The sequence below is a fragment of the Telmatobacter sp. DSM 110680 genome (assembly GCF_039994875.1).
Lineage (GTDB): Bacteria > Acidobacteriota > Terriglobia > Terriglobales > Acidobacteriaceae > Telmatobacter.
On the sequence record NZ_CP121196.1, the window covers coordinates 813,066 to 834,593 of the forward strand.

16 protein-coding genes are annotated in these 21,528 nt (G+C 55.9%); 7 read left to right on the top strand and 9 right to left on the bottom strand.

Annotation, left to right across the window (positions count from 1 at the left end; genetic code table 11):
- Window positions 1-121 precede the first annotated feature (121 nt).
- Complete coding sequence (locus P8935_RS03270; RefSeq protein ID WP_348263584.1) at window positions 122-967, top strand: ParA family protein; 846 nt, start codon at window positions 122-124, stop codon at window positions 965-967.
- 66 nt (window positions 968-1,033) lie between these two features.
- Window positions 1,034-1,963: a ParB/RepB/Spo0J family partition protein gene (locus tag P8935_RS03275; RefSeq protein ID WP_348263585.1), complete on the top strand. Its 930-nt coding sequence runs from the start codon at window positions 1,034-1,036 to the stop codon at window positions 1,961-1,963.
- A gap of 91 nt (window positions 1,964-2,054) precedes the next feature.
- Here P8935_RS03275 and P8935_RS03280 read toward each other — a convergent pair whose 3' ends face one another.
- From P8935_RS03280 to P8935_RS03295, 4 genes are all read right to left on the bottom strand, one after another.
- Window positions 2,055-3,410 (bottom strand): TonB family protein, encoded by a 1,356-nt coding sequence (locus P8935_RS03280; RefSeq protein ID WP_348263586.1) that lies wholly within the window; start codon window positions 3,408-3,410, stop codon window positions 2,055-2,057.
- A gap of 87 nt (window positions 3,411-3,497) precedes the next feature.
- Window positions 3,498-5,615: an EAL domain-containing protein gene (locus P8935_RS03285; protein ID WP_348263587.1), complete on the bottom strand. Its 2,118-nt coding sequence runs from the start codon at window positions 5,613-5,615 to the stop codon at window positions 3,498-3,500.
- Between the two features lie 217 nt (window positions 5,616-5,832).
- Entirely contained in the window at window positions 5,833-6,702 is an 870-nt protein-coding gene (locus P8935_RS03290; protein ID WP_348263588.1) for a sugar phosphate isomerase/epimerase, read from the bottom strand.
- Window positions 6,699-8,018 (bottom strand): Gfo/Idh/MocA family oxidoreductase, encoded by a 1,320-nt coding sequence (locus tag P8935_RS03295; RefSeq protein WP_348263589.1) that lies wholly within the window; start codon window positions 8,016-8,018, stop codon window positions 6,699-6,701. The genes P8935_RS03290 and P8935_RS03295 overlap by 4 nt, the downstream gene beginning before the upstream one ends.
- A 186-nt stretch (window positions 8,019-8,204) precedes the next feature.
- On the opposite strand from P8935_RS03295, the gene P8935_RS03300 reads away from it, so the two are divergent.
- Together P8935_RS03300 and P8935_RS03305 are read left to right on the top strand one after the other, a co-directional pair.
- A complete protein-coding gene (locus P8935_RS03300) occupies window positions 8,205-8,909 on the top strand; it encodes an amino acid racemase (protein WP_348263590.1) in 705 nt (234 codons plus the stop codon).
- Window positions 8,910-9,085: 176 nt separating this feature from the next.
- Complete coding sequence (locus P8935_RS03305) at window positions 9,086-11,374, top strand: right-handed parallel beta-helix repeat-containing protein (RefSeq protein WP_348263591.1); 2,289 nt, start codon at window positions 9,086-9,088, stop codon at window positions 11,372-11,374.
- A gap of 101 nt (window positions 11,375-11,475) precedes the next feature.
- Here P8935_RS03305 and P8935_RS03310 read toward each other — a convergent pair whose 3' ends face one another.
- From P8935_RS03310 to P8935_RS03320, 3 genes are all read right to left on the bottom strand, one after another.
- Window positions 11,476-11,850: a helix-hairpin-helix domain-containing protein gene (locus P8935_RS03310; protein WP_348263592.1), complete on the bottom strand. Its 375-nt coding sequence runs from the start codon at window positions 11,848-11,850 to the stop codon at window positions 11,476-11,478.
- Between the two features lie 66 nt (window positions 11,851-11,916).
- Window positions 11,917-13,512: an ATP-binding protein gene (locus tag P8935_RS03315; protein ID WP_348263593.1), complete on the bottom strand. Its 1,596-nt coding sequence runs from the start codon at window positions 13,510-13,512 to the stop codon at window positions 11,917-11,919.
- Between the two features lie 257 nt (window positions 13,513-13,769).
- Window positions 13,770-14,516 carry a DnaJ domain-containing protein gene (locus P8935_RS03320; protein ID WP_348263594.1) on the bottom strand — a complete coding sequence of 249 codons (747 nt, stop codon included), beginning with the start codon at window positions 14,514-14,516 and terminating at the stop codon, window positions 13,770-13,772.
- A 370-nt stretch (window positions 14,517-14,886) separates the two neighbouring features.
- Between P8935_RS03320 and P8935_RS03325 the strand changes: the two genes are divergently transcribed.
- Window positions 14,887-16,797: a CRTAC1 family protein gene (locus P8935_RS03325; protein WP_348263595.1), complete on the top strand. Its 1,911-nt coding sequence runs from the start codon at window positions 14,887-14,889 to the stop codon at window positions 16,795-16,797.
- 104 nt (window positions 16,798-16,901) lie between these two features.
- Here the strand turns inward: P8935_RS03325 and P8935_RS03330 are convergent, their stop codons facing one another.
- The gene (locus tag P8935_RS03330) at window positions 16,902-17,936 is read right to left on the bottom strand and encodes an SMP-30/gluconolactonase/LRE family protein (protein ID WP_348263596.1); all 1,035 of its coding nucleotides are present in this window, start codon (window positions 17,934-17,936) and stop codon (window positions 16,902-16,904) included.
- A 362-nt stretch (window positions 17,937-18,298) separates the two neighbouring features.
- Between P8935_RS03330 and P8935_RS03335 the strand changes: the two genes are divergently transcribed.
- Complete coding sequence (locus P8935_RS03335) at window positions 18,299-18,703, top strand: hypothetical protein (protein WP_348263597.1); 405 nt, start codon at window positions 18,299-18,301, stop codon at window positions 18,701-18,703.
- 68 nt (window positions 18,704-18,771) lie between these two features.
- Here the strand turns inward: P8935_RS03335 and ogt are convergent, their stop codons facing one another.
- Window positions 18,772-19,311, bottom strand: coding sequence for a methylated-DNA--[protein]-cysteine S-methyltransferase (ogt, locus tag P8935_RS03340; RefSeq protein ID WP_348263598.1), 540 nt, complete (start codon window positions 19,309-19,311; stop codon window positions 18,772-18,774).
- Window positions 19,312-19,663: 352 nt separating this feature from the next.
- On the opposite strand from ogt, the gene P8935_RS03345 reads away from it, so the two are divergent.
- On the top strand, window positions 19,664-21,220 hold the full coding sequence (locus tag P8935_RS03345; protein WP_348263599.1) for a tetratricopeptide repeat protein: 1,557 nt from the start codon (window positions 19,664-19,666) through the stop codon (window positions 21,218-21,220).
- Window positions 21,221-21,528 lie beyond the last annotated feature (308 nt).

Here is a 21,528-nt window from a genome sequence, read left to right on the forward strand (position 1 = left end):
CAAAAGGCAGCTCTTGTAGCTATACTCGGGGGTGGTGTTCTGGTTCTTTCCACAGCTAGTACGCGTTCTCCACAGATTGCCTACCCCACAGCTTGCGTCCCTTCCTTTAACCTGAAATGCCATGGGAAAGATTCTCGGCGTCGTGAACCAAAAGGGTGGCGTGGGCAAAACCACGACCGCTATCAATCTTTCCGCATGTCTGGCCCTTGAAGGTCTCAAAATCCTCCTTGTTGACTGCGATCCCCAGGCAAATGCCTCCTCTGGCCTCGGCGTGGCGCGCGACGACAATCGTCACTCCATCTACGACGTGCTGGTCGGCGACTCGAAGGCCGAACAGGTGATTCTTCCCACCGGAGTCGAAAACCTCTGGATTCTGCCCGGGTCGAAGAACCTTACTGGCGCCAACATTGAACTCACGAACGTTGAAGACCGCGCAGTGCGGCTCCGCGTTGCCCTCGCTCCGGTAAAAGATCAGTATGACCTCGTCATTTTGGACTGCCCGCCGGCACTCGATCTGCTCACTTTGAATGTCCTGGTCGCGGCAAATACACTCATTGTGCCTATGCAGGCCGAGTATTTCGCTCTTGAGGGCATTACGGAGCTGGTTTCTACGCTTGAACGTGTGCGCGCCGCCTTTAACCACGATGTCGTCATCGAAGGCGTCTTGCTCACCATGTATGACGACCGAACTAACCTGGCGCAGCAGGTTCGCGAGACTCTCCGCGAGCATTTCCAGGATCGGCTCTTTATTACGGTTATCCCGCGCAATATACGCCTTGCGGAGGCGCCAAGCCACGGAAAGCCAGTGGCGGTCTATGATTCGCGGTCCCGCGGCACAGAGGCCTACTTCGAGTTGGCCGGCGAGTATCTCGCCCGCAACCGAATCGAGAGCCCTAAGAGCCTGGAGCGTAAGGTTGCCGCGAATTCCCGACCAAAAGCCGAAGTTCGCTTCTGGCCTTATTCCTAAGCGCCTCTAATTTACTGAAAAGGCGCTGAAAGACGATCCCGGCGAATCGGCCGGTTTGAGGACTTGATGATGAGCATTGCCACTCCCGATAACAAACGTCGCGCCCTCGGCAAAGGCCTCGACTCCTTACTGCCTCGGGTGAATACCCCGGCGCCTGCCCCCGCTCCCTCTCATACTCAGTCCCCCATGGAAGCCGAAGGCGGCAAGCCTCGCGAGATCCCCATTGACGACCTCGACCGCAATCCCTTTCAGACGCGAACCCACGTCGATGAGGCGGAACTCGCAGAACTCGCCGCGTCAATCACGGCAAACGGAGTCGTCCAGCCTATCCTGGTTCGACCACTCGCAAGCGGGCGCTTTCAGCTCATTGCTGGTGAACGGCGCTGGCGTGCTTCGCAACTGGCCGGCAAGAAGACCATTCCTGCCATTCTGCGGCAGGTTTCCGACGAACAGGCTCTAGAAATCACCATCGTCGAGAACCTTCAACGAGCGGACCTTAATGCCATGGAACAAGCTCGCGCCTTCGAAAGGCTCTCCCGCGAGTTTCATATGACGCAGGAGCAGATTGCGACGCGCACCGGAAAAGATCGTGTGTCTGTCTCTAACTACATGCGCTTGCTGTCCATGCCTGACAGCGTACAAAAGCTGGTGGAAACTGGCAGCCTTAGCTTCGGACACGCCAAAGCACTGATGGGTTTGAAATCCCACCCGGATTTCGAGAAGACGGCCCAGCGCGTGTCTAATCTTTCGCTTTCTGTTCGCCAAACGGAGACCCTTGTCCAGGGGATACTCTTTCCCGAGAAGTCAAAGAAAGACCCCAAGCCTGAAATTCCAGTTGATCCGAATGTGAAGGAAGTGGAAGAGCAGCTTCAACGCGCGCTGGGCCTCAAAGTTCACATCGAAGACAAGAAAGGCCGCGGTCGAGTCGTGATCGAATATGCCGACCTTGCCGATTTCGATGGATTGCTGGAGCAGCTAAGCGCTACTCGCTCCTGAAACCTTGCCATCTCGCGCACCATAAAATATATGCAACCATATGGTTGCATATATTTTTTACACCAATAACTATCGGTCTATTCTGCAGATGCTATGGATTTGTTTCCTGCGGGATCACGTCTGGTCCGCTGCGTCGGAATTCGTAGCGCAGCAACCACGTGCTCGTCGTTGCATGACCATTTGACTGCGGCGGCTTGAAAGTCCACTTGTGCGCGGACTCCATCGCAAGCCGCGCGAAGTACGCGCTCGGGCCGTGCGATGCAAACTCCGCACCTGACACTGCGCCGGTAGGATCAACGCTGACGCGCACAGCAACCGTAACCTTGCCCTGGATGGTGTCGCTGGCTGTGCGGGGAACATTCGGCACATCGCGATTCGCGACTTCGCCCCTGGCTGTTACGCCTGTGGTTGCAATGCCGCTTGGGGGCGCGGAAACAGTCGAAGCGGATGGCTTGGAATCTGGTTCCGCGGGCGGGGCCTGCTGCGTCGTTTCAGTCTGCATCGGAACTGTGTTGGTTTTGTGCCCGCGTATCGCGAATCCGATGGCGATGATCACCACCAGGACAAGTCCAACGATGAGAGGGATGACCGGAATTTTTGCTTGTGCAACAGGTTCGGCGCGAAGACCCGCCGCATTCAAGTCCATCGCCGTTGCAGCCGGCAACGGGGACACACTGGGTCTGCCTTCAAGCATTGCCCGCACATCGCTCAGAGTGCAGCGCCGTGCCGGATCAACAGTCAGGCACGCACGCGCAATCTCCGCAAAGGGCTTCGGCAAAGGCCCCGGCAGTACGGGGTCGGCGTCGCTTGCTGCGTCCCAGGCAGGTGATTCCTGGATTAGCGCTTCTACGATGGTCGCGCCCAGAGACCAAATATCCGCAGATGGCTCGATCGGTCCGGTTGCTGTTTCTGGTGCGTTGTTAACATCGCTGCTGTTTAGGCCGATTGCCTGTTCTCCTGCGGCGATCAGTCCATCTGCCGATAACTTCACTTCGTTTTCTACAACCAGAATGTTCGAAGGCTTCAGATGTCCGTGGACAAGCCCCTTCGCATGGATGTAAGAAAGCGCATCGAGAACCGGACCGAGCATTTCGCGAGCTTCGTCCGCAGTCAGCGGACGCTCCGGAATAATCTGCGACAAAACTTCTTCCGCAAATTCTGTGACTACGTAGGCCAGGGGAGTTCCGTCGATCTCCGCGCGGCCGAAGTGCAAGATGCGCACGAGGTGAACGTGCGACAGCTCTTCTGTCGTTTTCCAGGTAGAGAGGCGATCTTCAGCTTGAGCCGGGGCGGAAAACAACTTGAGAGTGGCCTTCTGTGATCCGGGGCCATCAAGCTCGGTAAGGAACGTGCCGCAGGTGCCGGAGCCGCCCAGCCATTCGAGGAGCGAGAATCTCCCGTCAATGACCTGGCCGATCCAGTCGCCGCGAATCGAAACTGCATTCATGGCTTAACCAGTGTAGACGAGCGCATCGCCCGGCAATTCGATTCAGCAAAGAACAGGTCTCAAGATAGAGAATGCTGGAGAATTCGGCTATTTCCGCTCATTCAGCCAGTTATTCCCGAGTCGTTCTATGAGTTCGCTTCGCATCTTCGCGTATCTGGGGCTTCTTTTGCCCTGCAGGGCAAGGATCTGGGTGCGCTCCAACAGGGAGGGCAATTCGGGATCGAGATTCAAGCCGCGATCCAGATAACGATGGACCAGCCACGGCTCCTTGATAAAGGTTGCGGCTAGTTCCGGCCAATCCGCCAGCATGCCCAACTTGTGATCCCAGAGCAGATAGCCCGCCAAAGCGCCGAGTGCGGTGCAAGGCTGTTCAGGGTTAATCGGGAAGGACCAAGTATGGCTCCAAGGCATAACGTCTTGGACGAGCATCGGTCTTGCAATCCCGTAGCCCTGTCCGTAATCTGCTCCGAGAATGGCAGCGGCTTCAATAAGGCCAAGATCCTCAAGGCCTTCCACGGTTACTGGAGAGCCGAATCCCTGAGCCAGCAAGGTGAGATGGTAGATGAATTCGAGCGCGCGCACCGGTCTTTTCAGCGCACCGCGCACCAGGCCCTGGTCAATTTTCACGCGATCGCACGGAACGCGGTCCATGCGTAGAAGGGAACTGTGGCCTGAACCCAGATCGTCCTGCGCCAGTCGGATGCCTGCCTGCTGGAATTCCGCGATTCGCGCGTCGCGTCGTGCTACGTCAAGCGACTCTTTGCTCTCAAGCAATTCCAGTGTCAATATGCTGGGGTTTAGCTTCCAACGTGCCAATGTTTCGAAGACGCTATCCCGATATGCGTCCTGGGTAAGACCGTCGGGTGGAAGATTGAGCCCCACCGACAGATTCTGATCCGGGTACTGATCGCACCATGCGTGAACATCACGGCATATCTGCTCGAGCCCTAATTGAAAAAGACGCAGCAAACCCGCATTACCAAATGCTGGCAGGAAGGCGGCGGGCGAAATCAACTTCCCGTCCGAGCCGCGCAATCTTGCGAGTGCCTCGAGGCCATCCAGTTTCCCCGTACGCAGGTCGATGATGGGCTGATAAAGCATCTCGACCGCGCCATCTTCAAGACATTCCCTGTAGAGGAGCCTCAGATCCGCAGCGATTACTGATGTCTGTTCACCATGAACAATGGCGTGACTCATGGCCTGCTGAATGTGCCTGAGCATGGCTTCGCGTGTTGCGGCGGAGAAAAACCCAGGCCATGCGCTGTACAGGCTCAAGATGGCAAACGACTGACCTGATTCGTCGAGAAGAGGGATCGCGCAGGAAGATCGAAACCCCAATCGCAGGGCTTCGTCGCGCCACGGATGCAGCGCTGCGTCTACTTGAAAGGAGTTGTTGATCTGAATCTGTCCTGAACGCCAGGCGCGCCCAGCCGGTCCGTTACCAGCTTCGTTGGCTGCCTGCGTTTCGAACATCGGTCCGCGCCGCGACCGGAGCGCCTCGGCATAGGCGGATCCATGCTCCCCACCTTCTGCCTCGATTTGCATTACGCCATGAGCATCTGGTCTTGAAAACAGGCATGCTGCGATGCCTTCGAAGTCGCCCAGCGCCTGCAGAGTATTGCGCAGCACGTCCGCAAGATTCCCTGCCTTCTGAATCGCCTCATCCAAGGCCGCTAGAAGAGAGGTAATTTCGCCATCGAAGCGGGCATGGCTCGCGATCTGTGCTTCAACATCCAGTTGAACGCGCTGATGCAGTGCTCCTCTGAGCTGTTCGAATTGATGTTCATCCAAAACCGCGGCCTTCAGGATGTCGTCCATTTTGGCGTGATAAAGATGGTAGGTTTCCACCAGCATGGGAAGGCTGACTCCCACCATCTCGTGAATACATCCGACCTCGAGCGCCCTTTCATACTGCATTTGCGGAGTTAAACCTGGCGACAGCAGCAGGTTGAGATGCTGTGCTTGTTTTAACTTGAGATGTTCCAGTTCTTCGGAACTCAATCGAGCCAGGATTAATGAGTATTCGGCTCGGTTGTTCAGGCGTGCGTAGAAAGAGTTAGCGAACTCGTGAATTAGATCGCTCACGCGGGGCTGGTTTTGCAGGAACTGTACCAGCAGTTGATCGATGTCGGCGTTATAAGAAGAAGAGAAGTCGGCGAGATTCGACGCGGAGAGAGTTAGATTCGTTCCGCGGCGCTCTTTCATCCTGATTCTCCCAAGTTGCTTATGGTCCACGGAAGCATCAACAAGGCCCGGGTTGTCTTACCACGGTCGACTAATGGTCACTATAGCCTGAGTGGCAGGAGTTCGCGACCACTTACATCCACTTCAGGATGCGCAATCCATCAGGCATTTTGATGTCACCCACACAATGGAGGCAATACGGCTTGTGGGTTATACGCGTTTCGAGTGATATGCGTCGCTAGGCGCGTGGATTGTAGCCCATTCCGGAAAGAACACCGCGCATATAGGCAAAACTCTCGGTTACGCCAGGCATCGGATCGTCTCCGTGAATCTCGTACTCAAGGTCGACCCAGCCCGGGTATTTGACCTTGACCAACGCTTCGAAGATCCCGCGGACGGGCATCTTCCCTTCGCCGACCGCTACCTGGCTCTCCTTCGAAGTGAAGCTCGTCAGGTCCTTCATGTGCATATTGAACAGGCGGGGTCCTGCGGCGTGGATTGCCTCAATCACGTCGGTGCCCGCTCGCATGCAATGGCCTACGTCGATACAGCAGCCCATCCGCGGGTCCATATTCTTCACGAATTTCAATACATCTAGCGGCGACGGGAAGATCTTGTCCTCGGGCCCGTGGTTGTGGATGGCGATCTTGATGTCGTATTCCTTTACGAACTTCTCCACGCGCGGCAATGTCGCTGGTGCGGGATCGCCAGCGACGATGACCTTGACTCCTGCGCGTTTGCAGTACTCAAACTTGGAGCGAATATCGTCGTCATCGTCCTTCTGGAAATAGATGGCGCCGGCGGCGTGCAGGTGAATGCCGTTGGCCTCATAGTCTGAGACAGCCTGCGCCTCGGCCGTCGGATCCATGGGCAGATGATCTTTCGCGTCCTTCGGATTGAGGCTGGTGATGTTGAGCTGCTTCATCCAGGTGATCATCTGAGCGCGCGGAAAGTTGCGGAAAGTGTAGCTGGCTAGTCCCAGGCATATCGGCGAAGGCGTACCGCCGGCTTCAGTTAGATCCGCGAGTGCGGGATGCGCAATCGGCAGGGTTGAAGCTGCAGCGAGCATTGCAGAGGAGCGGACAAAACTGCGGCGGGAGAGTTTCATATGCGTGGCTCCCATCCTTTCTCGTATTCGCGGTTCCAGAATTTCATGGCTTCCGTGTCGTTCTTGATCTTTCCGTCTGAGGGATCGAGATTGAGTTCGCGATGCACGAACCAGGCGATGTTTGAAAGCTGCAGCATGGTCACCGCAACATTCCCGACAGAGACGGGCGCATTCAGCTTCTCGCCCTTGCGGATACCGGCGATGAAGTTCGCGAAGTGCGCGTCCGTCATTGAGTCGGCGCCGATGAGATCTGCCGTTGACGTTTGTTTGCCAACTTTGAATTCGTCCGTCTTTTTCCCGTTGAGGTTGTAAACCTCGTAGCCATCACGGTCGACGAGCACGCTGCCTTCGGTTCCTTCGATCACCGAGCCGCGGCCGCGATTGTACGTGTGCATACCATTGCAACTATCGCTCGTCCACGAAATCGCCTTGTCGTCATATTCGAAGTTTGTCACCAGTGTGTCGTAGAACTGCCAGTCGTCCTTGAAGGCATATCGTCCGCCCGATGCGGTCACACGGTTGGGATAATCAACTCCCAGCGCCCAGCGGCAGACATCCACCTCATGAGTGCCGTTGTTCAGCGTTTCACCGGTGCCCCAGATGCGGAACCAATGCCAGTTATAGGGCTGAACATTGTCTTTGTAGGGCTGGCGCGGCGCCGGTCCCTGCCAGAGATCCCAGTCGAGCGTGGCGGGAACCGGGGCAGGCCTGCCGATACCGATGGATTTGCGCGTGTTGTCGTACCAGCATTTTGCAAAATAGGCACGCCCGATGATGCCGGAGTGAATCTTGTTGACGATCTCGATGGTGTGCGGCGAAGAACGCTGCTGCGTACCCATTTGAACCAGCTTGCCGTACTTCTTCTGTGCCTCGACTAGCAGCGCACCTTCGCCAGGATTGTGGCTGCAGGGCTTCTCGACATAGACGTGCTTTCCCGCCTGCAGCCCCAGGATAGCCATGGGCGCGTGCCAGTGATCGGGTGTAGCAATCGTGATGGCGTCAATGTCTTTGCGCTCCAGAATTTTGCGAAAATCCCTTTCCGTCGCCGGATCGTAGCCCATCATTTTGTTGGTGGCCGTCGCAAATTTGGCCAGGATGTTGCTCTCAACGTCGCATACATGGGAGATGTGCACCGCACCCTGATTGGCCTTGAGAGACGACAGGTGCGCGTAGGCGCGACTATTCAAGCCGATTACGGCGAAGTTGAGACGTTCATTGGCGCCCATAATCTGGCCGTAGCTTTTGGCCGTCGAACTGATCGCCAGCCCGGCCGCTCCCACCGCGAGTGTGTCAAGGAATTCACGTCTGGTGACCATTCAGTCTCCTCTGCAACAACTCAGATTGCTTTTCATCGTCAGGCTCAAACCGGCGCGATGCGCGTTTGCATGCATGGAACATGCTAAACCGTGCAGTTGACGTCGCGTCTCCGAGTCGCATGAAGGTTCAGACGGTTTCCTGAAGCGGAAAGATTTGTCGGGATGCGGTGGGTAGAATCAGGGGGAATGTCCTTGCCTCTGCATATCGGGATCGTGGGCTGCTCGGCTGAAGGGGCAGCGCTCTGCTATCGCACGATCTGCTCCAAAGGAGCGCAGTTGATGGGCCCACATGCGCATCCTGAGATCACGATGCACACCCATTCGCTTGCTTCCTACGTTGAGTGCATCGAGCGCAATGACTGGGAGGGCGTGGCCGAGCTAATGATGGACTCTGCGCGCAAGCTCAAGAGCGCCGGCGCCGACTTCCTCGTCTGCCCAGACAACACCATTCACGAAGCAATGGATATGGTTGAATCCAGATCGCCGCTGCCTTGGCTGCACATTGCGGAGGTGGTTGCCGATGAAGCGTCGGAGCATGGCTACAAGTGTCTTGGACTTTTAGGCACGCGCTGGCTGGTCGAGAGCGAGGTATATCCGCGTAAGCTGGAGGCGCGCGGAATCAGCTACATGCGTCCAACGGAGGAGGAGCGCACGGAGATTAACCGGATCATTATGGATGAGCTGGTTTACGGCGTCTTTCGTCCGGAGTCGGTCACCTCTCACCAACTCGTGATCCGCCGCATGAAAGATGAGGCTTGCGATGCGGTTGTGCTCGGATGCACCGAGATCCCGCTCATCATCAGCAATAAGAACTCTCCACTTCCGGTGCTGGATTCAACTCGCCTGCTGGCTTGGGCTGCGCTCAAACGGGCTGTCACCGGGGTGCTCTAGTCGCGGTCTCAACCGCCGTCCCCCTTTTGCTGTTGGCGATAAAAATTCTGCCCTCCAGTCAACCTTCTCGAAACTGGATGCTTCCAAAACTCCAGCGGATCCTTGCCTTCATCCCGACCTGCCAGACCTATGAGACACAGTTTTCGCTCAAACTCCTCAGATTCTGGAGAATCCCGATGAGAGCAGCAACTCTTCGCCGAGTTATTTTTGCGTGTGCGGCGTCAGCGATCCTTGTTTTGATCTGCCCATCCCTCCGGGCCCAGGATGAAAGCGCCAGCCCCGAAACCACAGCAGCCTCCAATGTCACTGCCGGACCCAATACCAGCACGTCTGCGGATTTCTACGTGGCGACCAACGGCAACGACAGCTGGCCCGGAACTCTGGCTCAACCTTTCAAAACGGTCGACCACGCACGGATCGCTGTCGAGGGACTGAAGACGCACGTCAGTGGCCGCACCATCACGGTTCTCATTCGCGGCGGCACATACTACCTTCCTTCCACCTGGTCCTTCACATCTGAGGATTCAGGATCATCGACCACACCAATTCTCTACGCCAACTATCCGGGGGAGACACCAGTAATCAGCGGTGGACGCCTCTTGACGGCCTGGCGAGTCGGCCCCAACAATTCCTGGGAACTAACGCTGCCTTCCGGTGTGTACTTCACGCAACTCTGGGTCAACGGAGCGCGCCGCTACCGTCCCCGCACCACACCCTCCGGCTATCTCTACTTTGTGAATGAGTACAGCACCACGGGCAGCACGAACACCGTGAATGAGTTCACCTATCGCACACCACCGGCTGGCGGTGTGCTCTCGACAATGGCAAACCTTGGCGACGTTGAGCTGATCAACTTTGAAGCGTGGGATGTGGCCCACATGCGTATCAAAAGCGTGAACATTTCCACGAAGACCATCGTGACCACCAGTTCACTAACCAAAAACAGCTTCTTCACCGGCTTTATCAATGGTCATCACTTCCTGCTCGAAAACGTGAAGGAAGCGCTGAAAGTGCCCGGGCAGTTCTACGTGGATCGGCCAACGGGAATGATTACCTATCTGCCTAAAAGCGGCGAGTCGATGACGAGCACGACCATTGTCGCGCCACGATTGCAGAAGATCATGACCGCCAGCAATCTGGGTTACGTCACGTTCCAGGGCCTCACCTTCGCCCACAGCGATTACCAAGTACCATCAAGTGGCTACAACGGTGGACAGGCTGACAACGGTACTCCCGCCGCCATCACCATGACGAACTCCACGGGCGTGGTATTTGAAAGCGATACTGTCGAACACACGGGAGCTTACGGAATCGAATTTGAAGGCCCGGGCGTTTCGGGTGGAGCAACACCCTACCTCGCGCAGTTCCGCAACGGACTGATTACGGATACAGGTGCGGGCGGGATCCGCGTCGGCGGCATGGGAGTTTGCACGGGCTCAGGAACCCACACCGATGCGAATGTGCCGCAACATATCTACATTGGCAATAACCTCATTACCGGGGGTAGCCGCATCTTTGCTGTAGGGTTCGCGGTGTTGGTTGGCGATGCGCACAACGTGCTGGTGGAGCACAATGAGATTTCAGACTTCTACAACACGGGCGTTGGCGTCGGTTTCAATTGGGGATATCTGTGCAACTACGCCCACGACGATGTTGTGCAGTACAACCTGATTCACGATCTTGGGCAAGGCGTCACCGAGGATATGGGTGGCGTGTATTTTCTCTCTGGCGTGAACTCGGGCAATGCCGCACTGAACAACAAGATCTATAACATCGAGCAGACGCCCGGTACTTACGGTGCGTGGGGACTCTACGCGGATGCCGGCGCCACGGGTGTGCTCTTCGAGAACAACCTTGTTTACCGCACCACCGACGCGAGCCTTCATATGAACTCGCAGGCCGGTTCACCTCCAAGTCCGACTCCTCCGCCGAATCGCTTCGTCAACAACATTCTGGCTTATGGGGCGATGGGTGCGATGGATCGCCACAACGACACGAATTTCCTGTCGATGGTGTTCCAGCACAACGTCTTCTATTACGACAAAGCTTCCATTCAGTACGGTTACTGGTATTGCGAAGGAAAGCCCACATGCACCAACTACTTCGCCTTCAACGACAATCTGTACTACAACAAAAACGTGACGGGCGGGGAGACGGCTGACCCGTTCTTCAGAACCCCACTCTTCCCAGCAAATGGCGGACAGCAGCCGCCGATCACGTGGATGACCTATAAGCAATGGCAAGCCCAAGGGGAGGATACTCAATCGCTTTTTGCCAATCCCTTGTTTGTGAATCCGACGCCGGGGGTTGATAACTTCACCCTTGAATCAAACTCCCCCGCTTTTGGAGTCGGCTTCGTGGCATTTAATCCAGCGCTCGCCGGCAGGCTCTCCACGGCCACTCTCCAGGCTCCGGTAAACGCACCGGCCTATCCGCCGTTGACCACTGCGATCACCAACTTCTGAGATGAATGCTGATCGCTGCAGGGGGAATCCAGTAGCCGCAAGTCAATCAAAAAGAGGGGCGCGAAAGCGCCCCTCCTTTTGTGCCGAGTTCAGGCGAAGATTTACTTCGCCTTCTTGGCTGGCTGTTTGGCGATGATCAGGCTGGAGATCTTGTCGTAGGTTGCCGCCGGAACAATGTTCTTGCTCTTGAGTTGGGTTTTGTTGGCGTAAGGGCGCCCCGCAATGATCTTTTGCGAATAAGCGTCACCGACACCAGGAAGGGCCTTGAGCTGGTCTGCCGTGGCGGAGTTGATATCGACGAGATCGCCCTTCGGCGCCGTTTTCGCAGCAGGAGCTGCTTTACTGGCGGTCGCAGCGGGAGTTGCCTTGCTGGCTGGCTTGCTCGGACTGGACTGCGCGTGGGTTACGGGGAGGACGCCGAGGAGAGAGCAAGCTGCCAATCCCAGGAGGGCTGAAGTGAAACGACCAAATCGCATGAATATCTCCTTCATTTCTATTTCTTCAGATGTCGGAAAAGCGAAGGGGCACTCCGCCGCCCGATTTTACCGCGCACCTATGCTAGCGCTTGGCGTCGCCGCAAGGAAGAGGGAGAACAATGTTCCGCGACGGGGACCGGCCTGAGAAGTCCGAAAGCGGAGATGCCCATGGTGTTTCTCCACGATTTCGCGCACAATCCATAGGCCGAGGCCGGAGTTGGTCGCTTCCTTGGTCGTGAAGAACGGCTCGAATGCGCGAGCACGCGCTGCGGCGTTCATGCCCGAACCATTGTCTGAGATCAGAACCGTAATTCCGCGTTCACCCGTCCGAGAATTGACTGCAGCATGCAGGCGCAGGGTCAGGATCCGTGTTCCAGTATTGGCGTTCATCGCCTCAATCGCATTGGAGATCAGGTTGGCGAGCACCTGCCGGATGTCGTTCGGCAAACAAAGGATTTCAGGGTGCGCCTTGTAACGGCGTTCAGTCGTGATCCGCGCCTGCATCAAACGGCTTTCATGCAGAATCAGGATGGAATCGAGCAGCTCTGCGATATCGGTCCGGACGGGCAGCGATTGTTGACGATGGAATCGCAAAGTCTCGGTGGTAATCAGACTGACGCGACGCAGTTCTTTGTCTGCCTGATCGAGTAGCGACGCTGCGACTGGAGAAATATTCTCTCTGCGTGCGAGGTACACCAGATTCGTGACGGCTTCGAGAGGGTTGTTAATTTCATGAGCAATGGAGCTGGCAAGGCGTCCTACGGCGGCAAGTTTCTCAGACTGTCGCAGTGCCTCCTGCGCCCGTCGACGCTCGGTAACGTCACGCATCAGCACCAGCAGACGCTTGTCTGTGGGATCGCCGAAACATGCCAAAAACATCTCGAGGACTTTGCCCTGCGGCAGAGAAGCTCTCTCGAAGCGGAGCGAATTGCCGGTTGAGAGCACCTGATCGTAAAACTCGTACCATTCCTCGTCTTCATCCGGGAAGTTCGCGCGAATGGTCTGGCCCGTGAGATCGGGCTTGCCGAACATCATGGTGCTGGCGCGATTCATCAGGATGTATCGATAGTCTCGCCGCCCATCCGCTGCGAGTGGCAACTGCTCGATGACCATGCATCCTTCATCGACATTTTCAAACAAGGTTCGATAGCGCTCCTCACTCTGGCGAAGCGCCACGCGCGAGGTAGTCTCGAATCCAATTGCAAGGACGGCAGCCACCGCTCCCGCGTCATTTCGGATAGGGCTATAAGACAGCGTGAACCAGGTGTCGACGGCTTTATCTTCGCGAATGTAACGATAGGGCAAGTCTTCGAAAACCAGAGTCTCGCCGCTTCGAACACGCTCAAACAAAGGTTTGTATGTTTCGATGATTTCGGGAAATGTTTCGAAGATTGGACGACCCAGAGCAGAGGGATGACGAGCTCCGATGAGTTGAATGTAGGGATCGTTATACATCAGAATCCCTTGCTCTCCCCATTGCAGGGTGCAGGGAAATCCGCAGCTCAACATCATCTCCACCGTCCGCCGCAGGCAGGCGGACCACGAAGCTATCTGACCGAGGTGTGTTGACTCCCACGCGAACTGGCGAATTCTGGCTGCCATTTCGACGGTGGTGGCGGGCCATTTGTCTTCATTGGTTTCGGTAAGTCCAGGGATCCGCATAATCCGTCGCTACCACTTTCTACCATAGGGGAAGTCTCGCCCGTCGCTTCTCTTATCGAAGGAGATGCCGGCTTGATCGTTGCAGGGGATCTTTCTACGGTTTTAAGATGCATCTGTCTCAACATTCGATCGAAAGCGCAACGTAAGAAGAGAATGTTAAAGGTGTGTTATCGGCAGGAATCTTCCGTGCAAAGAAACGCGCGGAGGATTTGGGCAATCTCTCCGCGCGCCTTGATGTTTCAGATGTGAATCGGGCCTTATTCTTCCGTACGGCGAGGACCTTTACGGCGCTCCACCTTTTCGGCACGCCAATCAGGGGCGCCCGTGCGGCGTTCACGCGAGTTGGCCCGCCGATTCGGAATGCGCGTCATGTCAGGCAGCACAATCATGGTTGTCGCACTCGACTCCAGGCTCATCACGTCTTCATCCACGTCAACGTTGCAGGCAACATTGCCAGTCGTCAGCAATCTATTCAGGACAGGAATCTTCACTCGCTGGGTCTCAATGAAATCCACGCCTTCGGCGGTCAGCGAAAAGTCGGAGTTGTCAGCCCGGGTTATATAGCCTTTTTTGCCCAGATACCAGGTAGTGAAATCCAGGTAGTCGCGGGGAAAGCCCATGCGCTTTTCGATTTCGGCGAGGCTGACTCTGGGGTCGAATGGATTCGCACGACGGCGATAGTAGAGAACCGCGAGCACGGCTAGGCGGCGATTCAGTTCGCCCTGCACTTGGTCCATGAAGTCCACGGAATCTGAGAGCGGATTGTGCACCGGCCCGCGCTCGCCATCATATTCGCGGTCGTATTCCGAACGCCGATCCGCGTCCGATAGAACGTCGTATGCAGTTTTCAGCAGGAAGAATTTTTCAGGATCGCCCGTCTCCGGATTGTCCGGGTGGAAGCGTGCCGCGAGGTAGCGGTAAACGCGGTGAATTGTCTCTGTGTCCGCGTGAGGACTGATCTGGAGAAACTCATAGTAGTCCAGCGTTTTTGTCGCTTCGAGCATATGGGGAGAACCTCTCCTGTCGATATTCGGAGGCCTGTGGTAAGTCGAAGCGTAGCACTGGTGTACAGGTGAGGGGCAATCACACGATAGGGTGAGGTGCCGGACGAATGTAATGAGAATTTGGTGACTGATGTCCGGGTTAGCGCAAGAGTAAGAGGATCGCCAAATCGTTGAAAGCAAGTTATTTGCCCTCCATTAGGTTTTGCCTTCCTTTCAACTGTTCTGGGAACTGTGAGTAGGGCGTTACCAGCGCGTGCTCTCGAATCCGCTCTCTCCCTTTTAGCGACATTGTCCACGTTTCCCGTCGCGAGCACGGTTGATATGGCGTGCCCGATATACTCACCCTTTAGAGCGCAAACGCAGGTGCCAAATGGTGCGCTCGACGGAGAACGCTGTTTTGTCCTTTACCCGCCGCGGATTTTTGAAGTCGCTATCAAGGACCGCTGTCGTTTTATCTCTCGAAGACGTCTTGAAGCTAGCGAGACCGGCTTTCGGCCAGCAGGCAACCCAGGCACCGAAGGGCAGCGCCCGCCAGGCATATAAAGCTCCACCAAGGGCGGCTCCCAAGGGAGCTCCATCGCCAGTGACGGGGACGCCGTTGGGTGTGCAGTTTGTCGATGTAGCAAAAGAAGCAGGGCTCAACGTGGAGATGATCTTCGGCGGCGAGCATCGCAACAAATATCTACTCGAAACTACCGGCTGCGGTGCCGCCTTCTTCGACTATGACCAGGACGACTGGTTGGACATTTTCCTAGTCAACGGCTGGCGGCTCGAAGGCTTCCCTAAAGGACACGAACCGGTCTGTCGTCTCTTCAAAAACAATCGCGACGGTACATTTACCGACGTCACGATGAAATCCGGTCTGGCGCGATCGGGTTGGGGACAGGCTTGCTGCGTCGGTGACTACAACAACGACGGCTGGAACGACCTGTTCGTCAGCTACTACGGCCAGAACGCCTTATTTCGTAATAACGGCAACGGAACGTTCACCGAGGTCACAAAAGAGGCTGGCCTGCTGCAGGATCGTCTGCGGTGGAATTCGGGCTGCTCGTTTCTTGATTACAACAAGGATGGCCACCTCGATCTGTTTGTTGGCAATTACATCGATCTTGATCTGAAGACTACGCCGCTCCCCGAAGATGCCAACTGTACGTATAAAGGCATCGTTGTTGCATGCGGCCCACCGGGCCTTGAAGGTGGGAAGAATCTGCTGTATCGCAACAAGGGCGATGGCACGTTTGAAGATGTCAGCGAAAAGGCAGGCATGTGGGGCACGCTCGGCACCTACGCTTTGAGTTGCGGTGCCGCAGATCTCGACAATACGGGCTGGCCAAACATCTACGTGGCCAACGACTCCACTTCTGCGACTTATTACGTGAATCAGAAGGATGGCACGTTCAAGGATCAGGCGATCGAAGCCGGCGTTGCTTACTCTCCCGACGGCAAACCGCAGGCGGGTATGGGTGTTTCCATCGGCGATTACAACCGCGACGGCATGCTCGACATCGTGAAGACCAATTTCGCGGGCGACACTGATTCCTTATTTATGAATCTTGGCGATGGCTCTTTCGACGATCGCACCTACCAGGCTGGTCTTGGCATCAATACGCGCCTGCTCGGCTGGGGTGTGAGTTTCATCGATATCGACAACGATGGCTGGCTCGACATTCTAGTCGCCAATGGTCACGTGTATCCGGAGGTTGATGGCACTCAAGTGGACGCTGCCTACGCCGAGCGCAAGTATCTTTATCGCAACTTGCGCAATGGCCAATTTGAGGACTTGAGTTTGTCGGGCGGATCAGGGATCACTACCGATGCGAAAGCGCGCGGCTTTGCGGTGGGAGACTACGACAATGACGGCGATCTCGATGCGGTTGTGAATTGCGTGAACGCGGTTCCGCAACTGCTTCGTTGCGATTCCACATTGAATCGAAGCTGGGTGAAGATACGCCTCGTCGGAACGAAATCGAACAAGACCGGTATCGGTGCGCGCATCAAGGTTGTTGCGGATACGGGGTCGCCCGTGTTGACAGCCAAGCCCGGCACACCGTTCGCACAGATTGAAGAGGTGAGATCGTGCAACGGCTACTACTCCGCGAGCGATCTGCGTATCCACTTCGGTCTCAACGATGCGAAGAAGGTCGACCTCGTTGAAATTCGTTGGCCGTCCGGTGCCGTCGATACTCTCAAGGATCTTGATGTAAAGCGCCTCTACGTAATCGAAGAGGGCGGCAAGATCCTGAAGAACGAAGCGCTGGTTCCCGCCAGGAAAAAAGCCTGAGGAGAGATACGTTCGAATCTGAGCACATTGTGTCAGGGCACGACTTCAGTCATGCCGCCAAGCGACTAAAGATAATCGGGCTTCGGCTCCTGATGAATGTAGTCTCAAGCCATCGGGACGCCTTCTGTCCCAACATAAAGGGCGTAAAGAGACTGGCTGGCAGTCATGAACAAGCGGTTTCTCTTGGTGCCACCGAAACAGAGATTGGCGCACGTTTCAGGAAGATGAATCTTCCCGATGAGAGTGCCATCGGGGGCGAAGACATGCACCCCGTTAAAGTCTTTCCCGGCCCACCCGGCAGCGGACCAAACGTTGCCGTCCACATCGCAGCGAATGCCATCGGAAGTACCCGGTGACATGTTCACAAACATGCGCCCGTTCGTCAGCCTCACGCCATCCACAACGTCATAGACCCGAATCGGGATCGGAGCACCCGGGTGCTTAGGAACTGCGCTATCGACGATGTAAAGCAGTTTCTCGTCGGGAGAGAAGCATAGGCCGTTGGGCTTTTCAAGATCGCTGGCCACAACTGTTGCCACGCGCGTATTCGGGTCGAGCCGGTAAACGTTGGCAGGGAGTTCGAAAGCAGCTTTGTGCCCTTCGTAATTCGACATGATGCCGTAGCCGGGATCACTAAACCAGATGGCCCCATCGGAGTGAACTACGAGGTCGTTCGGAGCGTTGAGCTTCTTGCCTTGAAAGCTATCCATGAGCACTGAGACAGTGCCGTCATATTCGGTCCGCGTCACGCGGCGTGTGTCGTGCTCGCAAGTGAGCAACCTCCCCACACGATCACGGCTATTGCCATTGCTGTAATTCGAGGGGCTGCGGAACACAGTGACTTCGCCCGTTTCCTCCAGCCATCTGAGCATACGGTTGTTGGGAATGTCGCTAAAGATAAGATATCCACCGTCGCCAATCCACACCGGGCCTTCTGCCCAGCGCGCACCCGTAAACAAGCGCTCTACGGCCGCGCTGATGATGTGATATTTCGCGAAACGAGGATCAACGACTTCTACTGCCGGATCGGGATAGGGAACCGGATCTTTTGGTTCCTGCTCACTGGCAAGAACGCCAGGTTGTAAAGCGAAGCCCATTGTCGCGCCCGTCGCCATGCTGACGAAAGTGCGTCTCTGCATCGGTCTCTCTTTGGCAGAAGAATCCGCTACGGGGACCTTATCACGGCCTTCTCTGTAGCCGAAAGCGTAACTTTGACTGAATTCTCAGTCGGGATTTCGGTCGCATCGTGCGCTATACGGAAGTCTCTGGTTTGCTTGATCGATCATCAAAGCCTCGTTTCCGGCACTCGTGAACCCGCCTCCAATTCATAGCCAATCGCCCGTTTTGATTTTTGCGGCCTCGGCAAGTCCAGATGTCGGAAGCACAAACCCGGCACTATACTGTCTCCGCAAGAATCTGTGCGCAAGACCGCTCGCGTTTCCCAGTGAGCGAGAGACGCGCCATCTCCGGCACAGTTCCCCGGCGACCTCGGAGGATACCTGTGGCTTCCCAGAAAATCTTTGTTTTCCTGTGCCCTACTGTAATAACAGTCAGCGGACTTGTTTGCCTGCTGTTTCTTTTAGTCGGCCCATCGCCAGTACGCGCCCTCATGCAGCAGAACGGATCCTACGTGCCTAATGCGGTAAACCGCATGCCCGATGCGAACGACCGGGAGAAGATGCAGCAACAGGAACGCGACGAAGCACGCATTGAAGAGGCAAACGCTCAACGGAAAAAGGAAGTATCGGCCGATAGTGAGAAACTCCTGAGGATGGCGGTAGATTTGAAAGATGAATTGGACAAGACCAGCAAGGACACTCTTTCTATCAACACGATTCACAAGATCGATGCGATTGAGAAGCTGGCCCACGATATGAAGAACAAGATGAAACTCAGAACCAATTGAAAACCGGGGACGCCCAGGAGCCGGTTTAAAGGAGATCTCGTTCAATCATTGTGGCTATGTCTTCCCCGTTAGAAGAGACGCGGATTCTTCTCATGGTCCAGCAGCCAACGCTTGCGCTCGATGCCGCCGCCGTATCCGGTGAGCGAACCGTTTGCTCCAATCACACGATGACAAGGAACCACGACGGCAACGGGATTTGAGCCGTTCGCCAAACCAACCGCGCGCACGGCCGCAGGACGGGCGATCTGTGCAGCAAGCGCGCCGTAGGAAATAGTGGATCCGCAGGGAATAGAGCGTAGCGCCCTCCACACATCCTGCTGAAATGGCGTTCCTCCGGTTTCGACCGGCAATGTGTCGATGATGCCTAGCTCGCCGGCGAAATAGCTCGAGATCGCAGACATCAATCCATACGGATTATTCGCGGGTTCGAGCGTGAATTTCTTCGAGCGCAGTTGAAGTCTCAGATATCGACGAATATCTTCCTCGTCCTCTGTGAAGAGAGCGACACGCAGTTTGCCATCCGCGTCAGCGGCAATCATCATCACGCCGATTGGCGTTGCGACACGATCGACAAAGCAACACAGCGGTTGGCTAAACGCAGTATTCATCGGATCTTCCTGATTCCGTATCAAGATCGGCATGCACAATTCAAACTATCTTCAGGTTACTCAACACGCAGCTTAAAAGCGCGCTTTTGTCAGGTCAAACAGTCGCAGCAGAATTTGTCGTTACGCCGATCGAGGTGGAGTGACCACACAGAAATATCTTGGCCGCATGTCAACCGCACCATCCATATCCCCGTCAGCAGAGTGAGCAAGAACGAGAACGGCAGCAAGAGCTGGTGGAGCGCCGAGCCTGTCCCGCCCCGATTCATTTTGCCTGGCAGGAGTCTGCATTGCCACGATCTTAGTGTTGTGTGGGCTTCCGCTATGCGCGGAGAGCGAGACTCGCGACCCAAACTTGGAGTGTGCGACCTGTCATCGCGAAATCTATCAGCGCTACCGCACCACCCCCATGGCAAATGCAAGCGGGCCCGCGGTGGATGGGTTCATTCCGGGGGAATTCGTGCACGCAGCGTCGGGCGTACACTTCCGCGTAGCAGCGGAAGCCGGACAGGTCTGGCTAAGTTATGAGCGTGAGAGCGCTTCATCCGACAACTTGCTCAAGGGAGAGCAGAATCTCCGCTATTTCATCGGATCCGGCAAGCGTGGTAGGACCTATCTCTTTGAGCGATCCGGATATTGGTTCGAGTCGCCGATCAACTGGTATAGCAAAAAGCAGATCTGGGACATGGCGCCAAATTTTCAATCGGCGACCGAAGTGCCGTTGACCCTTCCAGTCGATCCAGGGTGTCTTCACTGTCACGCGTCGAACGTCGCACGCTCCCTCCCCGATGCGCGCAACCTCTATGCGGGGGAACCTTTTGCCAACGGGGGCATTACGTGCGTCTCCTGTCACGGGGACGGCAGTGCGCATATTTCCTCCGGCGGGAAGGTCCGGATGCTCGACATCAATGCACTGCAGCCAGTCCGGCGAGATTCCGTTTGTCTGAATTGTCACCTCGAAGGCCAGACAGCAGTAATCCGCTACGGCAAGCAAATGGAAAACTTCACCCCCGGCGATGACCTGTTCGACTATGCGCTCTATTTCGTCTACAAAACCGAGAACGGCTCAGGCGGTCGCGCCACCAGCCAGTGGGAGGCACTCCTCCGCAGTGAATGCAAGAAGATCTCCGGCGATCGCCTCACATGTACAACGTGTCACGACCCCCATGGTTCGCCTTCACCCGATGATAAAGTCGCGTTTTACCGGCAGAAGTGTCTGCAGTGTCATAGAGCTGCCGAATTTGCGGAGAGACATCATCCAGAGAACCCCGACTGCATAGCTTGTCATATGGCGCGACCGACATCGACTGACATTGCTCACGAGCAGGTAACCGACCACTGGATCAAGAAGCGCATCAGCAACCAGCGGCCATCCCTGGCCGACAGCGGGAGTCTCGAAACAATCGGCGGGACGATAGCGGATGATCGCGATCTTGGAATCGCCTACGCCCAGATGGCAGCGCGCGGCAATGAGGCAGCCGGAAAGATGGCTCTGAAGCTTTTGCAAAAAGCTGAGCACACGGAAAGCGGTGCCAGGCGCGATCACGAATTGCATGCACAACTCGGCTTTTTGGAGCAGATGGATGGGCAGACAACTGCTGCCATCGAGGAGTATCAACTGGCCCTTCAGTCAGACCCTTATGACTATCTGGCCGGCGCCGACCTGGCACTGCTGAGAATCAATCAACGCGAATATGCAGAAGCTCTGCAATTGTTGAAAGCCGTCTTTGAGCACGATCCCGCCCAAGCCGGGGCGGGCCTGAATCTGGCTATTGTGGAGTGTGGTCTTGGCGACCGGAACTCTGCACTCGCGACTTTGGATCGGCTTCTGGAATTCTCGCCTGATTACGAGAAAGCTGAGGCCATGGATCGCGGAATTCTTTCCGGTAGCCAGAAATGCGGATCTCGCTGACTGAATGTGATGAGGCATCCGGTCAGTTAACGCTGATTCCTCAGCGCGCCCGGCCTTGGTGGAATGTTATGCCTAAATGAGTTTCGCTATGCGAAAGTTCTTTAAATTCAGACAGAGACGAAGGGAGATACCCGGAAGATTCCTCGAGTTCGACCCTGGTGGGGAGAGCGGTTGCTGATCGATCTCGTCTCCCGGGTTGATCTGGAAGACGCTTCAGAATCAACCATTTGGTTGATACCTGACACATCCTGAATGCTGAGTAGTATGCCCTCCAGGATGCGTAGTCGTTGCGTTGGATGAGGTGTGCG